Consider the following 21,438-nt stretch of genomic DNA (forward strand, 5'->3'; position numbering starts at 1 on the left):
ATTTGGCTTAAGCCAAACCCGAAAGCTTAAGCTTTGCCTTGTTCAGCCAGCGTTTTCCACGCATTATCTCGCAGATACACAGGCAATGCATTGTCGGCACTCACCGCCTGCCCTTGTTGATACGCCGTCATGCCAAGCCGTGCGATATCAACCGCCGTCGGATGTACTTGCACTATTTTGGCATTATCATGCTGTACAAGCGATGCACCATCACCGACGATGACATCAGCGATTAACGGACTATCATAATCAAGCAAGCTTTCATCACCGATAATCTTACCGTCAGCATCAGTGCTCAATGCACCATGTTTGATGACAAATCGCCCCTGATAGACTTGGTTTTGGCGTGCATCCATCACTGCCGATAGCACGGTATTATCAGCAAAAGTTTCGTTTTGGCAAGCAGTATCAGCAAGAGCGGCCAAGCTTGATACACCCACACATGGCGTATCGCTAGCCACCGACAACGCCTGCACCACCGCTGTATTAATACGAATACCACTAAACGCGCCTGGCCCACGATTGAACGCAAGACAGTCTATCTGTGCTAATGACAGATTTGTCTGCATAAGTGCTTCATCCACCATCTCAAGGATAATCTCAGTCTGCCCACGATTGCCCGCGATGGTCTTGTGGTACAGCACCGTGTCATCTTGCACGATTGCCACCGAGCACTGCTCAAACACCGTATCAAATGCCATCAAAATTGCCATGACAAAAAGCTCTCAAAATCAATAAAATGATAAAACGAAAAACCGTTCGCCAAATGGAGAGCGGTTTTTCAAATCAATCACAGCTACAGCCAATCAAAAACGCTTTTTAAATTGTGGTGGCAGCTGACCGCCCAATTCTTGCATTTTTTTCTGCATTTCTTCCATGCTTGGCATATCATTTGGGTTCAAGCCCAGATCCTGCATCGATTTTTGCATCTCTGCCATGCTTGGGGCAGCGCTCGCATCACCGCCTTTATTGCCAAACAATGGGCCGCCGCCTGACATACCACGCGTCAAACCTTGCACAGCTTTCATCATCTTACCGATGCCATCTGGACGACTGATCATTTTCATCATTTTTGCCATCTGCTTGTGCTGCTTGAGCAGGCGATTGACATCTTGGATTTGGCGACCAGAACCTGCCGCGATACGACGCTTACGGCTTGGGGTAATGCGATCAGGATTTTGGCGCTCAAATGGGGTCATTGAGTGAATCAAGGCTTCCATTTCTTTGATTTTCTCTTCAGGCTTAGCTTCTGCCATCGCCTTTTGGATGTCCGCACCGCCAAGACCTGGCATTTTATCTAGAAAACCTGCCATGCCGCCAAGATTACGCATTTGTTGAAATTGGGTCAAAAGATCTTCAAGGTCGAACTCGCCGCCTTTTTGCATCTTTTTCGCCATTTTTTCGGCTTTTTCGCGGTCAAGTTTTTGTTCAACTTCTTCGACCAAACTCAGCACATCACCCATACCCAAGATACGCTGGGCGATACGCTCAGGGTGGAATAATTCAAGCGCATCTAGCTTCTCACCGCGACCCAAGAACTTAATCGGCTTACCGGTAATCGCACGCACTGACAATGCCGCACCACCACGGGCATCGCCATCAGTCTTGGTCAAGATTACACCTGTCAAAGGCAGTGCATCATTGAATGCTTTAGCGGTATTTGCCGCATCTTGACCTGTCATCGCATCGACGACGAACAGCGTCTCAACAGGATTGACCGCCGCGGCAAGCTCTTTAATCTCGTCCATCATCTCATCGTCGATGTGCAAGCGACCTGCGGTATCGATGATGAGAATATCTTGATATTGTAATTTCGCTTCGTTAATCGCACGATGCGCGATGTCGATCGGCTTTTCATCACTGCTTGATGGCACAAAGCTTGCCTTAACCTGCCCTGCCACCTGCTCAAGCTGCTTGATCGCTGCAGGACGATAGACATCGGCAGAGACTAGCATGACTTTTTTATTTTGTTTTTCTTGCAAAAACTTAGCAAGCTTACCTGCTGTCGTCGTCTTACCCGCACCTTGCAGACCTGCCAGCAGATACACCATCGGCGGCTTGCCAGTCATCTCAAGCGTCTGATTGGCGCTGCCCATCATCTCAGTCAGCTCATCATAGACGATTTTGACAAAAGCTTGACCAGGTGCAAGCTCTTTTAGGACATCTTGACCCAAAGCCTGCTCTTTGACCTTGGCGACAAAATCTCGCGCCACAGGCAGTGCCACATCCGCTTCTAGTAGCGCCATACGCACTTCGCGCAGTGTGTCTTTGATGTTATCTTCGGTCAGCTGACCTGTGCCTGCGATATTACGCAGACTGCCCGAAAGTCGTTCTGTTAAGGTATCAAACATTGCTTTTCCAATCTTTTCAATGGGCAAGGTTGTGTGTCTTGCCAAAACTAGTGCTACAAATAAACGCTATTTTATGCTAAATTAGGCAAATATTCCAATTTAATTGCACAAATCTTGTCAATATCCACAAATTTTTGTCTTTTTTGCCAATTTTACCCATAAAACCACAGGCAAATCGGCAAGCTTTGCATCATTTGACAAGACTCAAGGGGTCACTGTGCTTTTTATATACCTATCGTGTGTGGCGGTGTATGCAGCGGCAAGCATCTATTTACTTGCTTGTCTTGCCAAAGACCGTCCGATTGCCAAAGTCAGCTTGCTAAGCCTGCTTATTATCGCGCTTATCTTGCATGGCGCTGTGCTGTATCCTGAAATTGTGACAAACTATGGGCTGAATTTTAATCTATTTAATACTTTGAGCCTTACCAGTTTGTTTTTTGTGCTGTTTTATGTGCTGTTTGGCTTATATCGCCCTATTCTAAGCCTTGGCGTGCTTGCTGTGCCATCAGGACTGCTTGGTATCAGCTTAGGCTATTTTGGCAAGGCAGACTATCAGCCGATCTCTGATCTGTCTGCAAGCTTGCAGGTGCATATTTTATTGTCTTTTGCTGCTTATTGTGTGCTTTTGATGGCGGCGGTGCAAGGGATTTTGCTGCGCTTACAGATCCGCGAACTCAAGCATCAGACTATGCACCGTTTTTGGGTGTCGCGCCTGCCATCACTGCAGAGCATGGAAGGCTTATTGTTTGATATGATTGCGCTGGGTTTTGCGATTTTAAGCCTTGCTTTGGTGCTTGGGTTTATTGCCACTTATGACATCATGACGCAGCATTTGGCGCATAAGATGGTGTTTAGCCTGATCAGTTGGCTTGTGTATGGCATACTGATTTGGGGGCATTATCGCTATGGCTGGCGTGGCAAGCGCGCGGCAAGCTTTGCCATCTATGGCTTTGTGCTACTGGCAGTGGGCTTTGTCGGCTCAAAGGCGGTGATGGAACTATTATTAAGCTAGCCACAACTTGTAGAATATCAATCAGCCCAAATAGACAAATTTGGGCTTTTTTGTAAAGTGCTGATACATATTTTGTTACAATTATCATCCTTGAAATTTGATGGTTAATTTCTGAATACAAATTATTTATTGGAAAATCCCATATAAAGGCGAATTTTTAAACAGAATATTGCTTATTCTCCCAAGCTTTGCGCCTTGTTTTTGCTTTGGTATTTATAAGCTAAATCTAATCTTGCCATTGTGTTATTTTTTGTAACTTGATGATATTTTTTACTAGCCATTCATATTTTTATGCTATACAATGCGTTTCAAATTTCAACTTCACTTACGATTATGACTATTAAAATTAACAGAATCGCATTAAGTACCCTATCTATCGCACTACTAAGCACGACTGCTATGGCAGAAGTGACCACCACAACGATGCCTGCTGGCGGCGTAACCGTGTCAATTCAACCAAGCAAAACCCCAAATAAGGCTGTCTTGACCCAAAGCCAAACCACAAGCTACGCTACTGCAGCATTGTCAAAGTACACTTCTAGCAACCAATCATCAACTCCGAACTACTCAGCATTCACATCATCGCATTGGGATACATCATACAGCAGCTATGGCTCTGGTCGTGATGCTTATGATGATTTGATCCGCCAATCGGCCTCGCGTTATGGCGTCGATCCTGCGTTGGTAAAAGCGATCATCCATACCGAATCTACCTTTAATCCAAGCGCGCGCTCACCAGTGGGCGCAATGGGTCTGATGCAGCTAATGCCAGGCACTGCAAGCGATATGGGTGTGTATAATGCCTATGATCCTGCTGAGAACATCGATGGCGGTACTAAATATCTAGCCTACCTACAAGGTATGTTCAGCAATCCAAATCATGTGATCGCTGCTTATAATGCAGGCCCAGGTAATGTGCGTAAGCATGGTGGCATCCCACCATTCCGTGAGACACGCAACTATGTTCAAAAAGTCAATGAGCGTTATAATAACATCTATAGCCTAGATGCCAGCCTATATCAAGGCTTTAACGGTTCACGCACTACCCTTGCGATGAATACACCGCCAGCATCGACCACCATCTCACAGACCAGCCAAGTACTGGGTTCAGGTGGTAGCTATGCCACCCCACAAAATCCAAATGTCGGCTCAACCAGTGGACGCGTTTATATCTCTAGCCGCTGATTGATCCTAGCAAGAGTTGCATAAACTGTATGCAACTCTTGCAGCTACAAAACGCTTTGTCAGTTTTTTGTATATTAAGGCAAAATTTAGAGAACTTTCTCAAATTTTGCCTTTTCTTTTGGGCAAATATCCCTATAATACTCTACACCCATGTTTAATTTTGTTTTTAAAAGGAAAAGCTTCTTATGATGCGAATTGGTTTATTTTTATTAACCAACTTGGCTGTCATGATCGTCTGCGGCATTGCATTTTTTGTCATTTCTAGCGTCTTTGGACTTGGCAGTGTGCACGGCAACGGCGGTTTGAACCTTGCTTCATTGATGGTACTGTGCCTTGTGTGGGGCATGGGCGGTTCATTGATTTCGCTATTTATGTCAAAATGGATGGCAAAAAAATCAACAGGCACGGTCGTGATCGAAACACCGAGCAATGGCACTGAGCAGTGGCTTGTTGATACCGTTGCACGCCAAGCGCAAGCGGTCGGCATCCAAATGCCTGAAGTGGGTATTTTTAATTCAGAACAGCCGAATGCCTTTGCAACTGGTTGGAATAAAAACAACGCCCTAGTCGCTGTCTCAACAGGTCTGATTCACACCATGACCCCTGATGAGGTCGAAGCAGTACTGGCGCATGAGATCGGTCATGTGGCAAATGGTGATATGGTAACACTTGCGCTAATTCAAGGCGTGGTCAATGCCTTTGTAATGTTCTTTGCACGCATCATCGGTAACTTCGTCGATCGCGCGATCTTTAAGAACGAAGGTGATGGTCCAGGTATTGCTTATTTCATCACCAGCATGGTCATGGATATCTTGCTTGGTATTTTGGCATCAGCGATCGTCATGTGGTTCTCGCGTCTGCGTGAATACCGCGCTGATGAGATGGGCGCACGCCTAGCCAGTCGCGATAAGATGATCAGCGCACTAAACGCCCTACGCCCTGCTGCTGAGCGTCCTGATCAAATGCCTGAAGCAATGAAAGCATTCGCGATCTCATCAGGCACTTCACAAGGCTTTAGCTTTGCCAATCTGTTCCGCTCACATCCGACACTTGATGATCGTATTGCAGCCTTGCAGAAATTTCAAGGTTAATTAGCCAATACCATTCACCAAAAACAAGCTGCCATCATATGATCGCGGCTTGTTTTTTGTGCTATTTTTCAGCAGCTTAAACCATAGTCAAGCAAATTTGAAATAAGGCAAGGAAAACGAGCGAAATTGTACAAGTAGTACCACAAGCGAGTTTGACGCAGTATCATTTCAAAGTTGGCAGACTATGCTTCACCACTTCAAACTTAAGCCTATCCCCATCCATAACTACATCAACTTTACCACCATCAACCAAATCACCGAACAGTATCATCTGTGATAATGGTTTTTTCAGTTCAGTTTGAATCAGTCGTGCCATTGGGCGCGCACCCATCAGTCGATCATATCCCTTATCAGCAAGATAAGCACGCACCGCATCCGACACGCTCAAGACGACATTTTTATCAAGTAGCTGTGTTTGCAGTTCTGTGATGAATTTATCCACCACCGAACCGATCACCGATGGATCTAACGGTGCAAAATTAATGATGGCATCTAAGCGGTTGCGAAACTCTGGGCTGAATGTACGCTTGATCGCTTCGGCATTATCCGACTGATGATTTTGCTCAGTAAAGCCCATTGAATTTTTGCTGATCTGATCTGCGCCGACATTGGTAGTCATGATGAGAATCACTTGGCGAAACGACACCGATCGCCCATTATTATCCGTCAGCGTGCCATGATCCATCACCTGTAGCAGCAGGTTGAACACATCGCTGTGCGCTTTTTCGAGTTCATCGAGCAGTAGCACACAATGCGGATGCTGATGGATTTTCTCGGTCAATAGCCCACCTTGATCATAGCCGACATAACCTGGTGGCGCACCAATCAGTCGCGATGCTGTGTGCGCCTCCATGTATTCACTCATATCAAAGCGCACCAACTCCACGCCAAGCAAAAAGCTTAACTGGCGGCTGATCTCAGTCTTGCCCACACCTGTCGGCCCTGCGAATAAAAACGACCCAATCGGCTTATCAGGATGATTCAGCCCTGAGCGCGCCATGATGATCGCATCGCTCAATGCAGTGACGGCTGCATCTTGCCCAAAGACCACTTGCTTGAGATTTTTCTCAAGGTTTTTTAGCACCGATTTATCATCACGGCTCACGGTCTTGGCAGGAATACGCGCAATCTTGGCAACAATGGTCTCAATCACAGACACATCGACGACGGCGGTCGCATTATCGGTTTGTGCTTGTAGCTTTAGATATGCGCCTGCTTCATCGATGACATCGATGGCCTTATCAGGCAAGAAGCGCTCATGAATGTGCTTATCCGCCAAGCGCACCGCTGCATCGATTGCATCATCGGTATAGCTGACCTGATGATGGCTTTCATAATAGCCTTTTAGCCCTTGTAAAATCGCAATGCTATCAGCAATGGATGGCTCTTGAATGTCGATTTTTTGGAAACGGCGAGACAGCGCATGATCTTTTTCAAAAATCTGTCGATACTCGACCACCGTCGTTGAACCGATACAGCGGATTTCTCCCTTGGCAAGTGCAGGCTTAATCAGATTGGACACATCCATGCTGCCATCCTGCGAGCTGCCTGCACCGATGACCATGTGAATTTCATCAATGAATAAAATGGCATCAGGCAAGTTTTTCAGCGCATCCAATAAGGATTTCATCCGCGCTTCAAACTCACCGCGAAACTTTGTACCTGCGATCAGCGCACCCATATCAAGGCTATAAATCGTCGCATCAGCAAGCGGTTTTGGGGCTTTATCATGGACAATCAGCCACGCCAAGCCTTCAGCGATAGCAGTCTTACCCACACCCGGATCACCGACCAATAGCGGATTATTCTTGCGTCTGCGGCACAGAATCTGCGCCGTACGCTCAATCTCATCACCGCGCCCCACCAGCGGATCGGTTTTGCCAAGTTTGGCTTGTTCATTGAGATTGAGCGTATATGCCTGCAGCGGATCTTGCTTGTTTTTACCACTTTTCTCATCGCGATCAGCATCGCCATGCAGCGCATAATCGACCAATTTACTGCGATTAATCACCGAAATCTCACGCATCACGCTCAAAATATCCACGCCAGATGACTGAAGCAGCTCATTGGCAAAGCTTTCTTCTTCCTTAAAAATCGCCACCAATAAATCCGTCGGCGCAACTTCTTCACTGCTTTGTGATGATTGCACCTGCCAAATGGCGCGCTGAATCACACGCTCAAGGCTCTTGGTCGGCATCGGCTCGCCGTCGCGCTTGGGGATATAGTCTGCCAAATACTCTTTTAAACTACCCAAGATCGCCTTGGTATCCGCATCACACGCTTCTAAAATCTGCACACAGCTTTTGTCTTTTAATAAGCCTAGTAACAAATGCTCAACGGTGACGAACTGATGAGACTGGCGTTTGGCATATTCATACATGAATTCTTGAATCGCCAAAAAATTTTGGTCAAACATATAAATCCTTGATTTTAAATACTTTTTTAGGCTTTTTCGATGGTGGTCAAAAGCGGATATTGCTCTTGTTCGGCAAGCATGGTCACTTCATCGACTTTCATCTCAGCGATGTCAAAAGGCAGTAACGCCACCACCGCACGCCCTGTTTCGTGGATTTTCATCATCAAGCGATACGCTTCATCCATATCATGATGAAAAATCTCGACCAGTACATACACCACAAATTCCATCGTTGTATAATTATCATTGTGCATCACCACCGCATACATCTGCGGATGCTGGCGTTTGGTTTGACTCACGGTCAGCACATCACTTTGGTTGTCGGTTTGTACATCATAATCATTAGGTGCACTCATGATTGACATCATCCCTTATCAGTTTTTTAAAGTTTTTTGAGCAATAAAAAGCCATAAGCACGCGGCACATCACCCAACACGCTTATGGCATTATTTTAAATTGATTGATTAGTCTTGTTTGACAATTGGGCGATTGCTGGCGTTCGGCATTTCAGCCAATGAAGTCGGTGCATCGCTGATGATTTTGCCAATTTGCCAGTTGTACAGCTGCTGCACTTTTTGTGTGCCTGCCATCAGCTCGATCTTCATCTGCTTAGGCTCAAAGCCTTCAGGCATGATAAAGCGGCCGCGGATATTCGCCACGCCATTGATATCATAGCTTGATGGATCAAGTGGAATCTCAACCATACTGGTAGCATTCAGCAGTGTCAATTTAGGAATCATTTTCACCGCTTTGCCCGAGACATCGATCATCGAGACATCAAAACGATATTCATAGGTATTTTGTGGCAATGAAATGATCTCAGACGCCATGATATTCAGCGCCACGCCGCCTTGCTCTGCCACCGATGCTTTGAGCAGTTCATTGACCTGCTCTAGCTGTAGATTGGTGGTTTTTAACTCTTCATATTCGCCGCGCAGTCGCTCAAGATTCGCCATGCTGATGTCGCGCTCTTGGCGTGCCGTGGCAGCATCTTGCTTCAGCTGTGCGTTTTCTTTGCTCAAAACTTGGCTGTCTGCAGTGGCTGCAGCGACTTGTGGAATGTTCTCGGCAGCGTCCGCCACACCTTGGCGAAAGCCGAATTTAAAGCCAATCACCGCCACCACCAACGATGCGAAAATCAACGCCAACATGAACAGAGCCAAAATCTGCCCTGTCGCCCCACGCTCATGACGAGCCTTAGAAAATGAAAAATTATTTGGCATGAGTTACCCAAACCATTGTGTCTAGAAAAATGCCACTTATTATAGCAAAATTTGCGCGATTGCATACGCTTGTTTTACGATGATATACGAAATTTTACAATTCATTCTCATTTAGCAAATGGTTGGCATGGGAAAAATGGCTAAATATTTAGAATAAGATGGGTCAAGTGGTTTAAAAATTTAGGTCATTAAATGTTCGCTTTTAAAAAACCCATCATCAGCCTTGATACAAATCCACCACTTTACCAGCGATAATAATCGCGGGTGCAGATACGCCGCTTTCTTCTTGCTTGGCGACAATATTTGCCAAAGTCCCAGTCAGCACCGCTTGATTGGGTAAGCTTGCGTTCGATACGATGGCGACAGGCAGATCGCTTGGCAAGCCTTGTGCGCTTAAGTTCTCGACAATCTTCGGCAAGGCGTGTAGCCCCATATAAAACACCAAAGTCTCATCGGCTTGGTACGCACTTTTTAGCCCATCAAAGGCTTCATTGGTCTTGTAGCACCCTGTCAAAAATCGCACCGAAGTCGCCACACCACGATGGGTAAGCGGAATGCCTGTGCTGCTGCTTGCCGCCAATGCCGCTGTGATGCCGCTGACCACTTGGTATGGCACGCCTGCTTGTCGGCACGCGAACATCTCTTCGCCGCCACGCCCAAAAACAAAAGGATCACCACCTTTTAGACGCAGTACGCGATGCCCTGCTTTGGCATATTTGACCAATAAGGCATTGATTTCATCTTGGGTTTTGGCGTGGTCTTGGCGTTTTTTACCGACGAAGATTTTTTGGCTATCACGGCGGCATAGATCCAAAATCTTAGGCGATACCAAAGCATCGTACAGCACGACATCCGCCTGCTGCATGAGTCGCAGTGCCTTGAAAGTCAATAAATCTGGGTCGCCTGCACCTGCGCCGACGATATATACTTCGCCCTGCTTGTCGTTATTTTCGATAAAATCACTTAATTCAGTATCAAGCTCACCGACGGATTGATCCACCATCGCACGACCAAATACCGATTCCCAAAAATAGCGGCGCTCGGTAATGGTCGGCAGTTTTTCTTTTACCGTCGCGCGAAACTCACCTGCCTTGGCGGCAAGCTTGCCCAAACCGCTTGGCAATACACTCTCGATCTTGGCGCGAATCAGTCGCGCAAGCACAGGCGCTTTGCCATTGCTGGACACGCCGATGACCACAGGATCACGATCGACGATGGCAGGGAAAATAAAATCACACAGCGCAGGCGTATCGACAACATTAATCGCGATACGGCGCGCTTGACAGTCACCATGCACCAAGACATTCACCGCATGATCATCGGTCGCAGCGATGACGATGCTTGGCTGATGGGTATCCAAATCAGTGGCATCGTAGCTTTTTTGATGGATGATTGCTTGATGATTATTTAGAAATTTAACAAATTCATCATCGAAATTTTTCGCGATTACCACAAGCTTTGCCCCTGCCTTTGCCATCAGCATCGCTTTACGATGTGCGACATCGCCGCCGCCGACGATCAGCACGGTTTTATTTGCTAGGTCAAAAAATAAGGGCAAAGTCTTCATGGTAATATCTTTTTTATTGTTAAATTATATTTATCATTAGCTAAATAATGGCAAACGGCTGATCGTTTCACCATCATAACCTGTGGCAAGATCTTGTAAGGTTTTGGTCAAAGTCGCAAGCTTTGCTTCTTCGACCAAAAACGCCGTTGCACCTGATTTGACAAAATAATTCGCCTGATCCAATGCAAAATCACCAGCGACGATGATCTCGCCTGCAAAACCCTTGTGTCGTGCGTGGCGGATTAGGCTAAACACGCGACCATCTTTAAAATCCGCTAAATTAAACAGCAGTGACGCAGGCGCAGCTTGTACTGCCGATTCGATCTCATCTGGTGTGGTGTCTGCGCTCAAAGCTGCCACCAATTCTTCTTCACTGATCGCCACAGCTTCGGTGCGCGCATCGCTATATACTTTCGTTATGCTCATGATGATTCCTTACTATTTCTTATCAATGATCAGCTATAGACTGCCGCTTTGAATGGTGCAATACCCAGTCGCTCTACCGCTTGGGCAAATGTCTCGATATGCTCATCGCTTTCGATGCGGTTGGTTTTATAGACATCCACGATAGTGGCGATGGTCTTGGCAACTTCATCAGCAGCCACTGCACGACCTAGGATATCACCAAGCTTGGCATTCTCGCCTGAGTTACCGCCTAGGCTGATTTGATACCAATGCTCGCCTTTTTTGTCCACGCCCAAGATACCGATATCACCGACATGATGGTGCGCACACGCATTCATACAGCCTGACATATTTAGGCGGATTTCACCCAGATCATAAAGATAATCTAAATCATTGAACTGCTTCTCGATCGATTCTGCGATGTTATGCGTTGTGGCATTTGCCAAAGCACAATAATCAAAACCAGGGCAGACGATCATGTCTGTCAGTGTGCCGATGTTCGCGCGTGCAAGTTTTAGCGCAACCAATTTTTGCCACAAGGCATATAGATCACTGATTTTGACATCAGTCAATACAAGGTTTTGGTGATGTGTACCGCGAATCTCGCCAAGGCTGCATTCATCTGCCAAATCAGCAAGCGCAAACATCTGCGCATCAGTCACATCACCTGCTGGCACATACTCGCCATCGACCACGCCGGCTTTTAGCGAAATCACCACCGCACGATAGCCGTTCACCTTATGAGCGACAGTGTTGTGCTCATACCAGTTTTTAAAGTTAATATCGCCAAAAAATTCCTCCAGCTTAGATTGTGCCTCTAGCGGATCGATTTGCTCATAATTTGGCTCGGTAAAATAGCTTTGCGCCTTTTCAAAATGCGCATCAGTCAGGGTCAAATCGCCATCTTTGAGCGTTTGCCATTCTTCATCGACTTTTTGGGCAAAGACATCTTTACCAAGACTTTCGACCAAAATTTTGATACGAGCCTTGTATTTATTATCACGGCGACCTTCTAGATTATACACACGCAAAATCGCATCCAGATACGACAGCAGATGACGGCGTGGCAAAAACTCATTAATCACCTTGCCAATAATCGGCGTACGACCAAGACCGCCACCAACAAGCACTTCAAAGCCAAGCTCACCATCACGCTCAACCAAATGCAGACCAATGTCATGCACCTGCGTCGCTGCACGGTCAGCCTTAGTGCCGATGACGGCAATCTTGAATTTGCGTGGCAAAAAGGCGAACTCAGGATGAAAAGTACTCCACTGACGGATAATCTCGCAATACGGGCGTGGGTCGGCAATCTCATCAGCATGAATGCCTGAATAAGGGTCGGTCGTCGTGTTACGAATACAGTTGCCTGATGTCTGAATGGCGTGCATCTGATTGGCAGCAAGCTTGGCAAGAATATCAGGCACTTCTTCAAGCTTCACCCAGTTGAGCTGCATATTGGTGCGCGTGGTAAAATGTCCATAACCGCGGTCATAATCGCGCGCAATCTCGGCAAGTGTGCGCAGCTGATTGCTTGACATCAAGCCATAAGGAATGGCAATGCGTAGCATCGGCGCATGACGCTGTACATACAGACCGTTTTGGAGACGAAGTGGCAAAAATTGCTCTTCTGGCAACTCACCTGCCAAAAAACGCTGGGTTTGGTCACGGAACTGAGCGACACGCTCGTCCACCAGTTTTTGGTCGGCATAGCTGTATTGATACATGATAATTTTCCTTTGGTGTATGGCTAAATGAATTGAAATAACAGGATGTTTTTGGATTAAGAATTATACCGCATCATGTTAAGCGTTGAGCATAAAAAATTAAAATTCAAAAATGGAATATCGGTAGATGGTTTGGGGATAATCTGATTTGACAGTTTATAAAAGACAACAACCGCCCATAATGAGCGGTTTGTCAGAGAATTTAGCAAGTTTGGTTTGGTGTCACTCCGTCCCAAATTCACGGCGTTTTTTGGCAAAGAACCGATCCAGTCGATCCATCGCATCTTCAAGGTCAATCAGATTTGGCAAAAATACCACACGGAAATGATCTGGTTGATCCCAGTTAAAGCCTGTACCTTGAACAATCAGCACCTTTTCTTCGATCAATAATTCCATCATAAATTTCATATCATTATCAATCGGATAGACATCACGATCAATCTTTGCAAAGCAATAAAACGCCCCTTGTGGTGTGGTACAGCTGATGCCTTTGATGGCGTTTAGACGCTGTACTGCCAAATCACGCTGTTTGCACAGTCTGCCTGTCGGTGCGGTCAAAGCCTGCATAGACTGATAGCCGCCCATCGCTGTCTGAATGGCATATTGTGCTGGCACATTGGCACACAGACGCATACTAGCGAGCATGGTCAAGCCCTCGATAAAATCGGTGGCATGGTCTTTTTTGCCCGACAGCATCAGCCAGCCCGAGCGATAGCCTGCGATACGGTGTGACTTGGATAAGCCGTTGAAAGTCAGAACCAAGCATTCATCAGTGATGGTACACATCGGTGTATGCACCGCACCATCGTACAAGATGCGATCATAAATCTCATCCGCCATGATGACTAAGCCATATTTTTTGGCAAGGCTTGCGATGCTGTGCAGCATCTCATCAGAGTACAGTGCACCCGTTGGGTTGTTTGGATTGATGATGACAATGCCTTTGGTGCGTGGCGTGATTTTACTTTCGATATCTGCCAAATCAGGCTGCCAATTATCATCTTCATTACAGCGATAATGCACTGCCGTTCCGCCTGCCAGATTTGCCGCTGCCGTCCATAGTGGATAATCAGGCATCGGGATCAGCACTTCATCACCGTCATCAAGCAGTGCCTGCATGGTCATCACAATCAGCTCACTCACGCCATTGCCGATATAGACATCCGCCACATCGGTCGCTGTCAACAATCCTTTGGCTTGATAATACTGCAAAATCGCCTTACGCGCTGCAAAAATCCCTTGTGAATCCGAATAACCCGACGCATCATTCAAATTCATCGCCACATCACGGACGATCTCATCTGGTGGCAATAGCCCAAATGGTGCTGGATTGCCGATATTTAGCTTAATGATACGCTGACCTTCAGCTTCCATGCGTACAGCAGTCTGAAGCAATTCGCCACGAATATCGTAGCAGACATTGGCAAGTTTACTGGATTTTTTTAGGGGTTTTGGGGTGTCGGTAAGCATAGCAGTTTCCACAGGTTGTGTCGTTTGTAAATTTGGAGTCATCATCGGCGTACCCATTGGTAGGACAGCATCATCGCCACGCAGCAAATAGCTTTCGCTCACGCCAAGCACTTGGGCAAGAATCGGCAATTTAGCACTGGCAATACCATTTTTGCCACATTCCCAATTGGCAATCGCACCACGACTGACAGGCGAGCCACACTCCCCCATCTTGATTGCTAAGCTTTCGGCAGACATACCGAGTGCCTTGCGACACTGTTTTAGGCGAAGACCTTGGGCTTGGGTACTGGTTAAGGTGTCGTGACTGTCATTGTCTTGCAAAATTTGGCTCATGGCAACCATCGCTGATGAATGAATGGCAGTATTTTACGCCCATCTTGACCATTTTGCAAGTTATACTTTACAAAATTCGCACACTTTGCAAGGTTAATCAAATAGAAAAACTAATTTTGCAAGATTTACTTGCAAATATCTGGGATATGCACTGATTTTGTACTTATTTTTAGCCAATCATTCAAATTATCCGCCCATCTTGTGTTACAATCATCTCATTACAACCCTAATTTCACACCAAATACTCAAGGACATCCATGAAAACCATCGACCAAGACACCTTACGCACCATGACAGATAGCGATTGGCGAGAGCGACTTGATGAGCTGTCTTACTATGTATTACGCCAAAAAGGCACGGAGCGGGCATTTACAGGCATCTACACCGATACCGAAACGGCAGGTACTTATCACTGCAAGGGATGTCATGCGCCATTATTTAGTAGCACGGCTAAATTTCACTCTGGCTGTGGTTGGCCAAGCTTTGATCAAGTCATCAGCGCCGATGCTGTCGATGAAACGCTGGATCTGTCGCACGGTATGCGCCGTATTGAAGTGACTTGCCATCACTGCGGCGGCCATCTGGGTCATGTGTTTAATGATAATTTCGTCACGGGTACAGGCTTACGATACTGTATTAACTCAGTGGCGGTGGAGCTTATGGAAAGCTAATTTAAAACGAAAACAGCACCCAATCTTGAGTGCTGTTTTTACTAAGTGCAAAAGCCTTAACCGCCGAACACTGCGAATTTAAACACCCATAAAGCTGCGATGATCCACACCATATACGGCACAGATTTTGCCTTACCAGTGAACAGCTTGATCAGCGCATAGCTGATAAAGCCCATGGCGATGCCATCCGCGATCGAATAAGTCAGCGGCATAAAGACAATGGTCAAAAACGCAGGCGCAGCTTCGGTGATGTCCGTCCAGTCGATGTCAAGGATGCCTTGAATCATCAAAATCGCGATGAACAGCAATGCTGGCGCAACCGCAAAACCCGGAATCGACTGAGCCAATGGTGCAAGGAACAAGCAACCCAAGAACAACAGCGCCACAACCACAGCCGTCAGACCCGTGCGACCACCTGCTGCCACGCCCGATGCCGACTCGATATATGGCGTGGTCGATGATGTCCCTAGTGCTGCACCTGCGACGATGGCAGCCGAGTCAGCGAACAGCGCGCGTTTTAGACGGGGTAATTTACCATCGACAAGCAAGCCTGCACGGTACGACACACCCACCAAAGTCCCTGTCGAATCGAACAAATCCACCAAGAAAAACACAAAAATCACACCGATCAGACTTGCGGTAAATAAGCCGTCAAAGTCCATCTGCATAAAGGTCGGCGCAAGTGATGGCACTTCACCGACGATGCCCTGAAACTCATTATGTCCTGTCAAAGTCGATAGCACCGTCACCGCCAAAATACTGATGATAATCGCTCCCGTCACGCGAAAATGATGCAGCACAATCATCATCAAAAAGCCCAAAAACGCATACAGCACTTGTGGGGATTTCAGATCGCCAAGCTGGACGAGCGTGAACTGATTGGCGACGACAATGCCTGATTTTTGGAACGCGATGAACGCCAAAAACAAGCCGATACCACCACCGATAGCAAGCTTCAATGACATCGGAATGGCATTGACGATTTGTTCACGGATACTTAATAAACTGATGATAAAAAACACAATCCCAGAGACAAAAACAGCCGCCAATGCCGTCTGCCACGGCACAGCCATCGCCCCAAGACACACCGAAGCGAAATAGGCATTGAGCCCCATACCCGGTGCAAGTGCGATCGGATAGTTAGCAAAAATACCCATTACAAGGCAGCCAATCGCCGCCGCCAAGCAAGTCGCCACAAAGATCGCGCCATAATCCATACCCGTCTCCGATAGAATGATCGGATTGATGATCATGATATAGCACATGGTCAAAAAGGTGGTGATACCCGCGATGGTTTCGGTTTTGATCGTTGTACCGTTTTCTGATAATTTAAATAGGCTTTCAAATAAACCTTGAGAATGAGAACTTGCCATAAGCCAACCTTAAAAGTAAAAAAGCCGTCATCAGGCACACACAGCCCAATACAGCTCCTTGATTTTATTGATGATGATTTGAATGATTACAAACGATAATAGTATAGCACAATTTGTGTAGCAATCCTATTTATTGTATCTGTATAAATAGCCAAGATAATAGGAATATAAGAACCGACACCTATAAGGTGCGTTGTACGCACCATTAAGATACCTAATATGTCAATTTACCAAAAAGATTTGCCAAATTTATCATAAAAATCAAGTATTTGTGGTGTATTGGTGCGGATGCCGCACCCTACGGTTCATTATTTTAATTAACACCAATCATCAATTTAATTTTCTCTTTTTTTCACTAAACCCCACCCACAAAAAACCAGCCCTTACAAGCTGGTTTTTTTTAACGCCTTTTTTAATCAATCCGCGATTTTCTCACCGTGGATGGCTAGGTCAAGACCTTGATATTCATCTTCGGCATCGACACGCAAGCCCATGGTATATTTGATCACAAGACCGATCACCGCTGTCATCACCGCAGAATAGGCGATGGTCGCAAGGACGCCTTCGATTTGTAGCCACAGCTGCTCAGCCATGCTGACATTGGCAGCATCTGGATAGATGGTAGTACTGACGAACACCCCAGTCAAGACCGCACCGACGATACCACCGACACCATGCAGACCGAACGCATCTAGACTGTCATCGATACCCAAGCGGCGTTTGCCATAATGAATCATCAAGAAACACGCCACCGCAGTCAATACACCGATCGCAAGCGCACCTGACACATCCACAAAGCCTGCCGCCGGAGTGATACCCACAAGACCTGCGATCGCACCTGATGCACCGCCTAGAGCTGATGCTTTGCCACGAGCGAAGTATTCGCACACCATCCAAGCCAATGCACCGATTGCTGCTGCCACTTGCGAGACCACGAGTGCCATCGCCGCGCTGCCATTTGCACCCAATGCCGAGCCACCATTGAAGCCGAACCAGCCGACCCACACCAAGCCTGCACCGATCAAGGTCAATGATAGGTTTGCAGGGGCAAGATTGCCTTTGCCGTAGTCTTTACGCTTGCCAAGCAGTGCCGCCAGTACCAAGCCTGCCACGCCTGCATTGATATGCACCACAGTACCGCCCGCGAAATCCAGCGCATCGCCAGTCAGCCAGCCGCCGCCCCATACCCAGTGGCAGATCGGTGCATAGACTAGCAGTACCCACGCCGCCGAGAACCATAGGAATGAGCCGAATTTGATACGCTCAGCCAACGAACCCGCCAAAATCGCAACAGTAATCACCGCAAAGGTCAATTGGAAAATCACAAACAAAATGGTCGGAATGCTACCACTTAAGTCATCAAGCCCAATCCCTGCAAGCATCGCATTGGCAAAACCACCAACAAAAGCATTCATGCTGCCTTCAGAGAACGCCAGCGAATAGCCCAGCACCACCCACAGCACCGACACTACCGCCGCCGCGCCGTAGCTGTGCATCATGGTTGATAGGATATTTTTCTTACGCACCATCCCTGCATAAAACAGCGCAAGCCCCGGTAAAGTCATCATCAGCACAAGTGCAGTCGAGACTAGCACCCACGAAGTATCACCAGTATCAAGCACATCTTCAGCGAACGCCATATTTGATAATCCCAGCAATCCTAAGCCTAACAACGCCGATTGCCAACCTTTTACCATTTTCATTGATTACCCCTTATCACTCTTTTCATCTATTTTTATCAAATCAATGCATTATGCCACTTACAGTGCCGATTCATCCATCTCGCCTGTGCGAATGCGGATCACTTGCTCCAGTGGCGATACGAAAATCTTACCATCACCGATGCGACCAGTATTCGTACATTGAATAATCACTTCGATGATTTGCTCGACCATCTCATCGGTGGTGGCGATTTCGATCTTCACTTTTGGCAAAAAATCCACCACATATTCTGCACCGCGGTACATCTCGGTATGTCCTTGCTGACGACCAAAGCCCTTGACTTCAGTGGCGGTGATGCCCTGCACGCCGATTTCGGATAAGCCTTCACGCACTTCGTCAAGCTTGAATGGCTTGATGATGGCACTGATTAACTTCATGTTTTACTCCTTGATTTGTCGCTAAATGCTGTAAAAGTTTGCAAGTGATTGTTGCAACTTTATATCGTGAACATAGTATGCAAAACTTTGATAAAAATGAAAAACGGTTTATTTTTATAAAAAATCTTTTATTTATCATTTTTTCTTATGCTGTCATTATTTTAAATATTCAATGGTTTTTATGAATTTATCATAAGTATTTATTATTAAATGGATTTTGGCTGAATTTGATATAATTTGATTAAATTTGCTTAATCAAATTTCTGCGCTTCAGATATTGCTTGAAAAATTGTTTGGCTGTGGGAAACTTATCGTTATTAATCCATGAATTTACCATGATTGCATTGCAAGCCAACCGCCAAAGCCTTACAATAAGCACAACTTCTTAATTTGCACACTTTGGACGGCATATGACAGACACCAAACAGCTTACCATCGGCATCGTCGCAGGCGAGATCTCAGGCGATGCACTGGGCGCGGATTTCATGCAGCAGATGAACGCCATTCATCCATACATCCGCTGGGTGGGCGTGGGCGGCACGCAGATGGCGGCGCAGGGCTTGGCATCAGTGATCGAGATGAGCCGCTTATCAGTGATGGGATTGGTTGAAGTCATCAAGCATTTGCCTGATTTATTATCAGCAAAAAAAGAGGTTTTGGTGGCATTTGCCGATGCTAAGATCGATATGTTCATTGGCATTGACGCGCCTGATTTTAATCTGCGACTGGGCAAAGTGCTTAAGCCACAAGGTGTGTACTGTGTGCAATATGTCAGCCCGTCGGTATGGGCGTGGCGCGAAAATCGCATTCATGGCATCATGGCAGCGACCAATCTTGTGCTGTGCTTATTTCCGTTCGAACTCGGGGTCTATGCCAAGCACAAGCACCCTGCCGCCTGCGTCGGTCATCCGCTACTTGGCAAGCTGACCACAGACAGCCGCACGCTTGTTAATCGCCGCCAAGAGCTGATCGCCGCCCTACCGCAGTTTGCCCTAAATCATATTCATAATAATCAGTCGCTGATTTGTCTGATGGCAGGCTCTCGCACTTCTGAGATTACCGCCATCTTGCCACTACTCATCGAAAGCGCACAAAAAATCAGCCAAACTGTGCCAAATTGCCAATTCATCCTGCCTGTGGTCAGTCGCGAACACGCGCAGCTGGTGCAGGATTTTTGCCAATCGCACGCCGCTAATTTGTCCGATAGTATGCATATTGTGCATAATGATGGGCAATTTTCATACACCGATGGCTTGGGTTTGAGCCAAGCTTGCATGAATGCCAGTGATGTCGTACTGCTCGCATCAGGTACGGCAACACTTGAGTGTCTGCTGCTTGAGCGTCCGATGGTGGTGGTGTATAAGGTGAGCCGCATTACTTATGCCATCGCCAAGCGATTGGTAAAAATCCCTTATGTCAGCCTGCCAAATATCTTATCAAATCAGCAAATTGGCACTGCCATCGTCCCAGAGCTGATCCAAGCTGATGCCAATAGTGATGCGGTCAGTCAGCACGCCTTGGTAATTTTGCACAATCCAAGCGAGCAGACGCAGAAACTTACCCAGACTGCACGCACCCTACGCGCAGACAGCCATGCCAATGCAGCACAGGCGGTGTTGGATGGGTATTTTGGCAATCAGATCTAAAAAGCGTGATTAGCTTATTTGATTCTTAACCATTTGATTTTAAAAGAGATTTGTAAGGGCGTATCGCACACGCTCGTGAGTGTTTTTTTAAACTATTGAAAATAAATTCGGAAAAACAATGACCATCAATTTATCTCAGCTTGCATCATTATGCACCATCACCCAAAAACCCGCCATCAATACACCACTACCGCCGCGCGTGGTGATCGGCGTCGATGAAGTCGGCCGCGGTGCGTTGTTTGGGCATATGACGGTAGCGGCTGCGATTTTGCCGAGTGATTTGACGGGAAATTTTGGTGAAATTGATCTTGGCGATACACCGATCAAGCTATTAAATGACAGCAAGAAACTCACTGAAAAACGCCGAGAAAGCTTGTTTGAACCGATAAAATCACTTGCTTATGATTATGCCATCGTCGATGTGCCGCGCACCGTGATTGATGAGATTAACATCGCCAATGCCACGATGTTTGGGATGCGTCTTGCCATCGAATCATTGTTGTCGCGCCATCAGCTGACGCCGAGCAGTACGAGCATTCTTGTCGATGGCGTACAGTTTCCCAATCTACAAAATGGCGTGGCGTCGGCATTTTATGACAATCACACACTAATCAAAGGCGATGGCACGCATTCAACCATTGCTTGTGCCAGTATTCTTGCCAAAGTGCATCGCGATCGTGCGATGGTCGAATACGGTAAAGCCTTTCCAGAATATCGTATCGAAGGACACAAAGGCTATCTGACCGCAGTGCATAAAGCCGCCATTCTTGAACACGGCATCTTGCCTGAGCATCGCCGCAGCTATTCACCGATCAAAGAGCTGTATCACGATGGCTTTATCAATCGCACTTATTGGCATGGTGTGTAAA

At 46.7% G+C, this 21,438-nt stretch carries 17 protein-coding genes and 1 pseudogene; 6 read left to right on the forward strand and 12 right to left on the reverse strand.

The window, feature by feature from the left end; translation table 11 throughout:
• Positions 1-26 precede the first annotated feature (26 nt).
• Complete coding sequence (gene tsaB, locus NGM44_RS01190) at positions 27-713, reverse strand: tRNA (adenosine(37)-N6)-threonylcarbamoyltransferase complex dimerization subunit type 1 TsaB (protein WP_371923519.1); 687 nt, start codon at positions 711-713, stop codon at positions 27-29.
• A 93-nt stretch (positions 714-806) separates the two neighbouring features.
• Positions 807-2,351 (reverse strand): signal recognition particle protein, encoded by a 1,545-nt coding sequence (ffh, locus tag NGM44_RS01195; protein ID WP_253223869.1) that lies wholly within the window; start codon positions 2,349-2,351, stop codon positions 807-809.
• Positions 2,352-2,568: 217 nt separating this feature from the next.
• Between ffh and NGM44_RS01200 the strand changes: the two genes are divergently transcribed.
• The 3 genes from NGM44_RS01200 to htpX all read left to right on the forward strand — a co-directional run bounded on the left by NGM44_RS01200 (position 2,569) and on the right by htpX (position 5,639).
• Positions 2,569-3,363, forward strand: coding sequence for an inner membrane protein YpjD (locus NGM44_RS01200; protein ID WP_253223870.1), 795 nt, complete (start codon positions 2,569-2,571; stop codon positions 3,361-3,363).
• Between the two features lie 399 nt (positions 3,364-3,762).
• The gene (locus tag NGM44_RS01205; RefSeq protein WP_253223871.1) at positions 3,763-4,548 is read left to right on the forward strand and encodes a lytic transglycosylase domain-containing protein; all 786 of its coding nucleotides are present in this window, start codon (positions 3,763-3,765) and stop codon (positions 4,546-4,548) included.
• Positions 4,549-4,733: 185 nt separating this feature from the next.
• Positions 4,734-5,639, forward strand: a complete 906-nt coding sequence (htpX, locus tag NGM44_RS01210) for a protease HtpX (RefSeq protein ID WP_253223872.1) — start codon at positions 4,734-4,736, stop codon at positions 5,637-5,639.
• 163 nt (positions 5,640-5,802) lie between these two features.
• On the opposite strand, the gene clpA is transcribed toward htpX, so the two are convergent.
• The 7 genes from clpA to NGM44_RS01245 form a co-directional block, all read right to left on the reverse strand.
• Complete coding sequence (gene clpA, locus NGM44_RS01215) at positions 5,803-8,055, reverse strand: ATP-dependent Clp protease ATP-binding subunit ClpA (protein ID WP_253223873.1); 2,253 nt, start codon at positions 8,053-8,055, stop codon at positions 5,803-5,805.
• A 26-nt stretch (positions 8,056-8,081) separates the two neighbouring features.
• Positions 8,082-8,411 carry an ATP-dependent Clp protease adaptor ClpS gene (locus tag NGM44_RS01220; RefSeq protein WP_253223874.1) on the reverse strand — a complete coding sequence of 110 codons (330 nt, stop codon included), beginning with the start codon at positions 8,409-8,411 and terminating at the stop codon, positions 8,082-8,084.
• A gap of 108 nt (positions 8,412-8,519) precedes the next feature.
• A complete protein-coding gene (locus NGM44_RS01225; RefSeq protein ID WP_253223875.1) occupies positions 8,520-9,278 on the reverse strand; it encodes a hypothetical protein in 759 nt (252 codons plus the stop codon).
• Positions 9,279-9,495: 217 nt separating this feature from the next.
• The gene (cysG, locus tag NGM44_RS01230; protein ID WP_253223876.1) at positions 9,496-10,845 is read right to left on the reverse strand and encodes a siroheme synthase CysG; all 1,350 of its coding nucleotides are present in this window, start codon (positions 10,843-10,845) and stop codon (positions 9,496-9,498) included.
• 36 nt (positions 10,846-10,881) lie between these two features.
• Positions 10,882-11,271, reverse strand: coding sequence for a DUF934 domain-containing protein (locus NGM44_RS01235; RefSeq protein WP_253223877.1), 390 nt, complete (start codon positions 11,269-11,271; stop codon positions 10,882-10,884).
• 29 nt (positions 11,272-11,300) lie between these two features.
• A complete protein-coding gene (locus NGM44_RS01240; RefSeq protein WP_253223878.1) occupies positions 11,301-12,977 on the reverse strand; it encodes a nitrite/sulfite reductase in 1,677 nt (558 codons plus the stop codon).
• A gap of 222 nt (positions 12,978-13,199) precedes the next feature.
• Positions 13,200-14,780: an aminotransferase class I/II-fold pyridoxal phosphate-dependent enzyme gene (locus tag NGM44_RS01245; RefSeq protein ID WP_253223879.1), complete on the reverse strand. Its 1,581-nt coding sequence runs from the start codon at positions 14,778-14,780 to the stop codon at positions 13,200-13,202.
• 257 nt (positions 14,781-15,037) lie between these two features.
• Here NGM44_RS01245 and msrB point away from each other — a divergent pair, with 257 nt between their 5' ends.
• Entirely contained in the window at positions 15,038-15,451 is a 414-nt protein-coding gene (msrB, locus tag NGM44_RS01250; protein WP_253223880.1) for a peptide-methionine (R)-S-oxide reductase MsrB, read from the forward strand.
• 56 nt (positions 15,452-15,507) lie between these two features.
• On the opposite strand, the gene NGM44_RS01255 is transcribed toward msrB, so the two are convergent.
• From NGM44_RS01255 to NGM44_RS01265, 3 genes and pseudogenes are all read right to left on the reverse strand, one after another.
• Positions 15,508-16,824: an NCS2 family permease gene (locus NGM44_RS01255; RefSeq protein WP_253223881.1), complete on the reverse strand. Its 1,317-nt coding sequence runs from the start codon at positions 16,822-16,824 to the stop codon at positions 15,508-15,510.
• Between the two features lie 416 nt (positions 16,825-17,240).
• Positions 17,241-18,452: pseudogene (locus NGM44_RS01260) on the reverse strand (ammonium transporter); the annotation flags it as partial.
• A 132-nt stretch (positions 18,453-18,584) separates the two neighbouring features.
• Positions 18,585-18,923 carry a P-II family nitrogen regulator gene (locus NGM44_RS01265; protein ID WP_253223882.1) on the reverse strand — a complete coding sequence of 113 codons (339 nt, stop codon included), beginning with the start codon at positions 18,921-18,923 and terminating at the stop codon, positions 18,585-18,587.
• Between the two features lie 410 nt (positions 18,924-19,333).
• Here NGM44_RS01265 and lpxB point away from each other — a divergent pair, with 410 nt between their 5' ends.
• Both lpxB and NGM44_RS01275 read left to right on the forward strand, forming a co-directional pair.
• Positions 19,334-20,569 (forward strand): lipid-A-disaccharide synthase, encoded by a 1,236-nt coding sequence (gene lpxB / locus NGM44_RS01270; RefSeq protein WP_253223883.1) that lies wholly within the window; start codon positions 19,334-19,336, stop codon positions 20,567-20,569.
• A 118-nt stretch (positions 20,570-20,687) separates the two neighbouring features.
• Positions 20,688-21,437 carry a ribonuclease HII gene (locus NGM44_RS01275; protein ID WP_253223884.1) on the forward strand — a complete coding sequence of 250 codons (750 nt, stop codon included), beginning with the start codon at positions 20,688-20,690 and terminating at the stop codon, positions 21,435-21,437.
• The last annotated feature ends 1 nt before the right edge of the window (position 21,438 follow it).

Origin of the sequence: Moraxella sp. FZFQ2102, from assembly GCF_024137865.1 — a bacterium.
Classification (GTDB): domain Bacteria; phylum Pseudomonadota; class Gammaproteobacteria; order Pseudomonadales; family Moraxellaceae; genus Moraxella.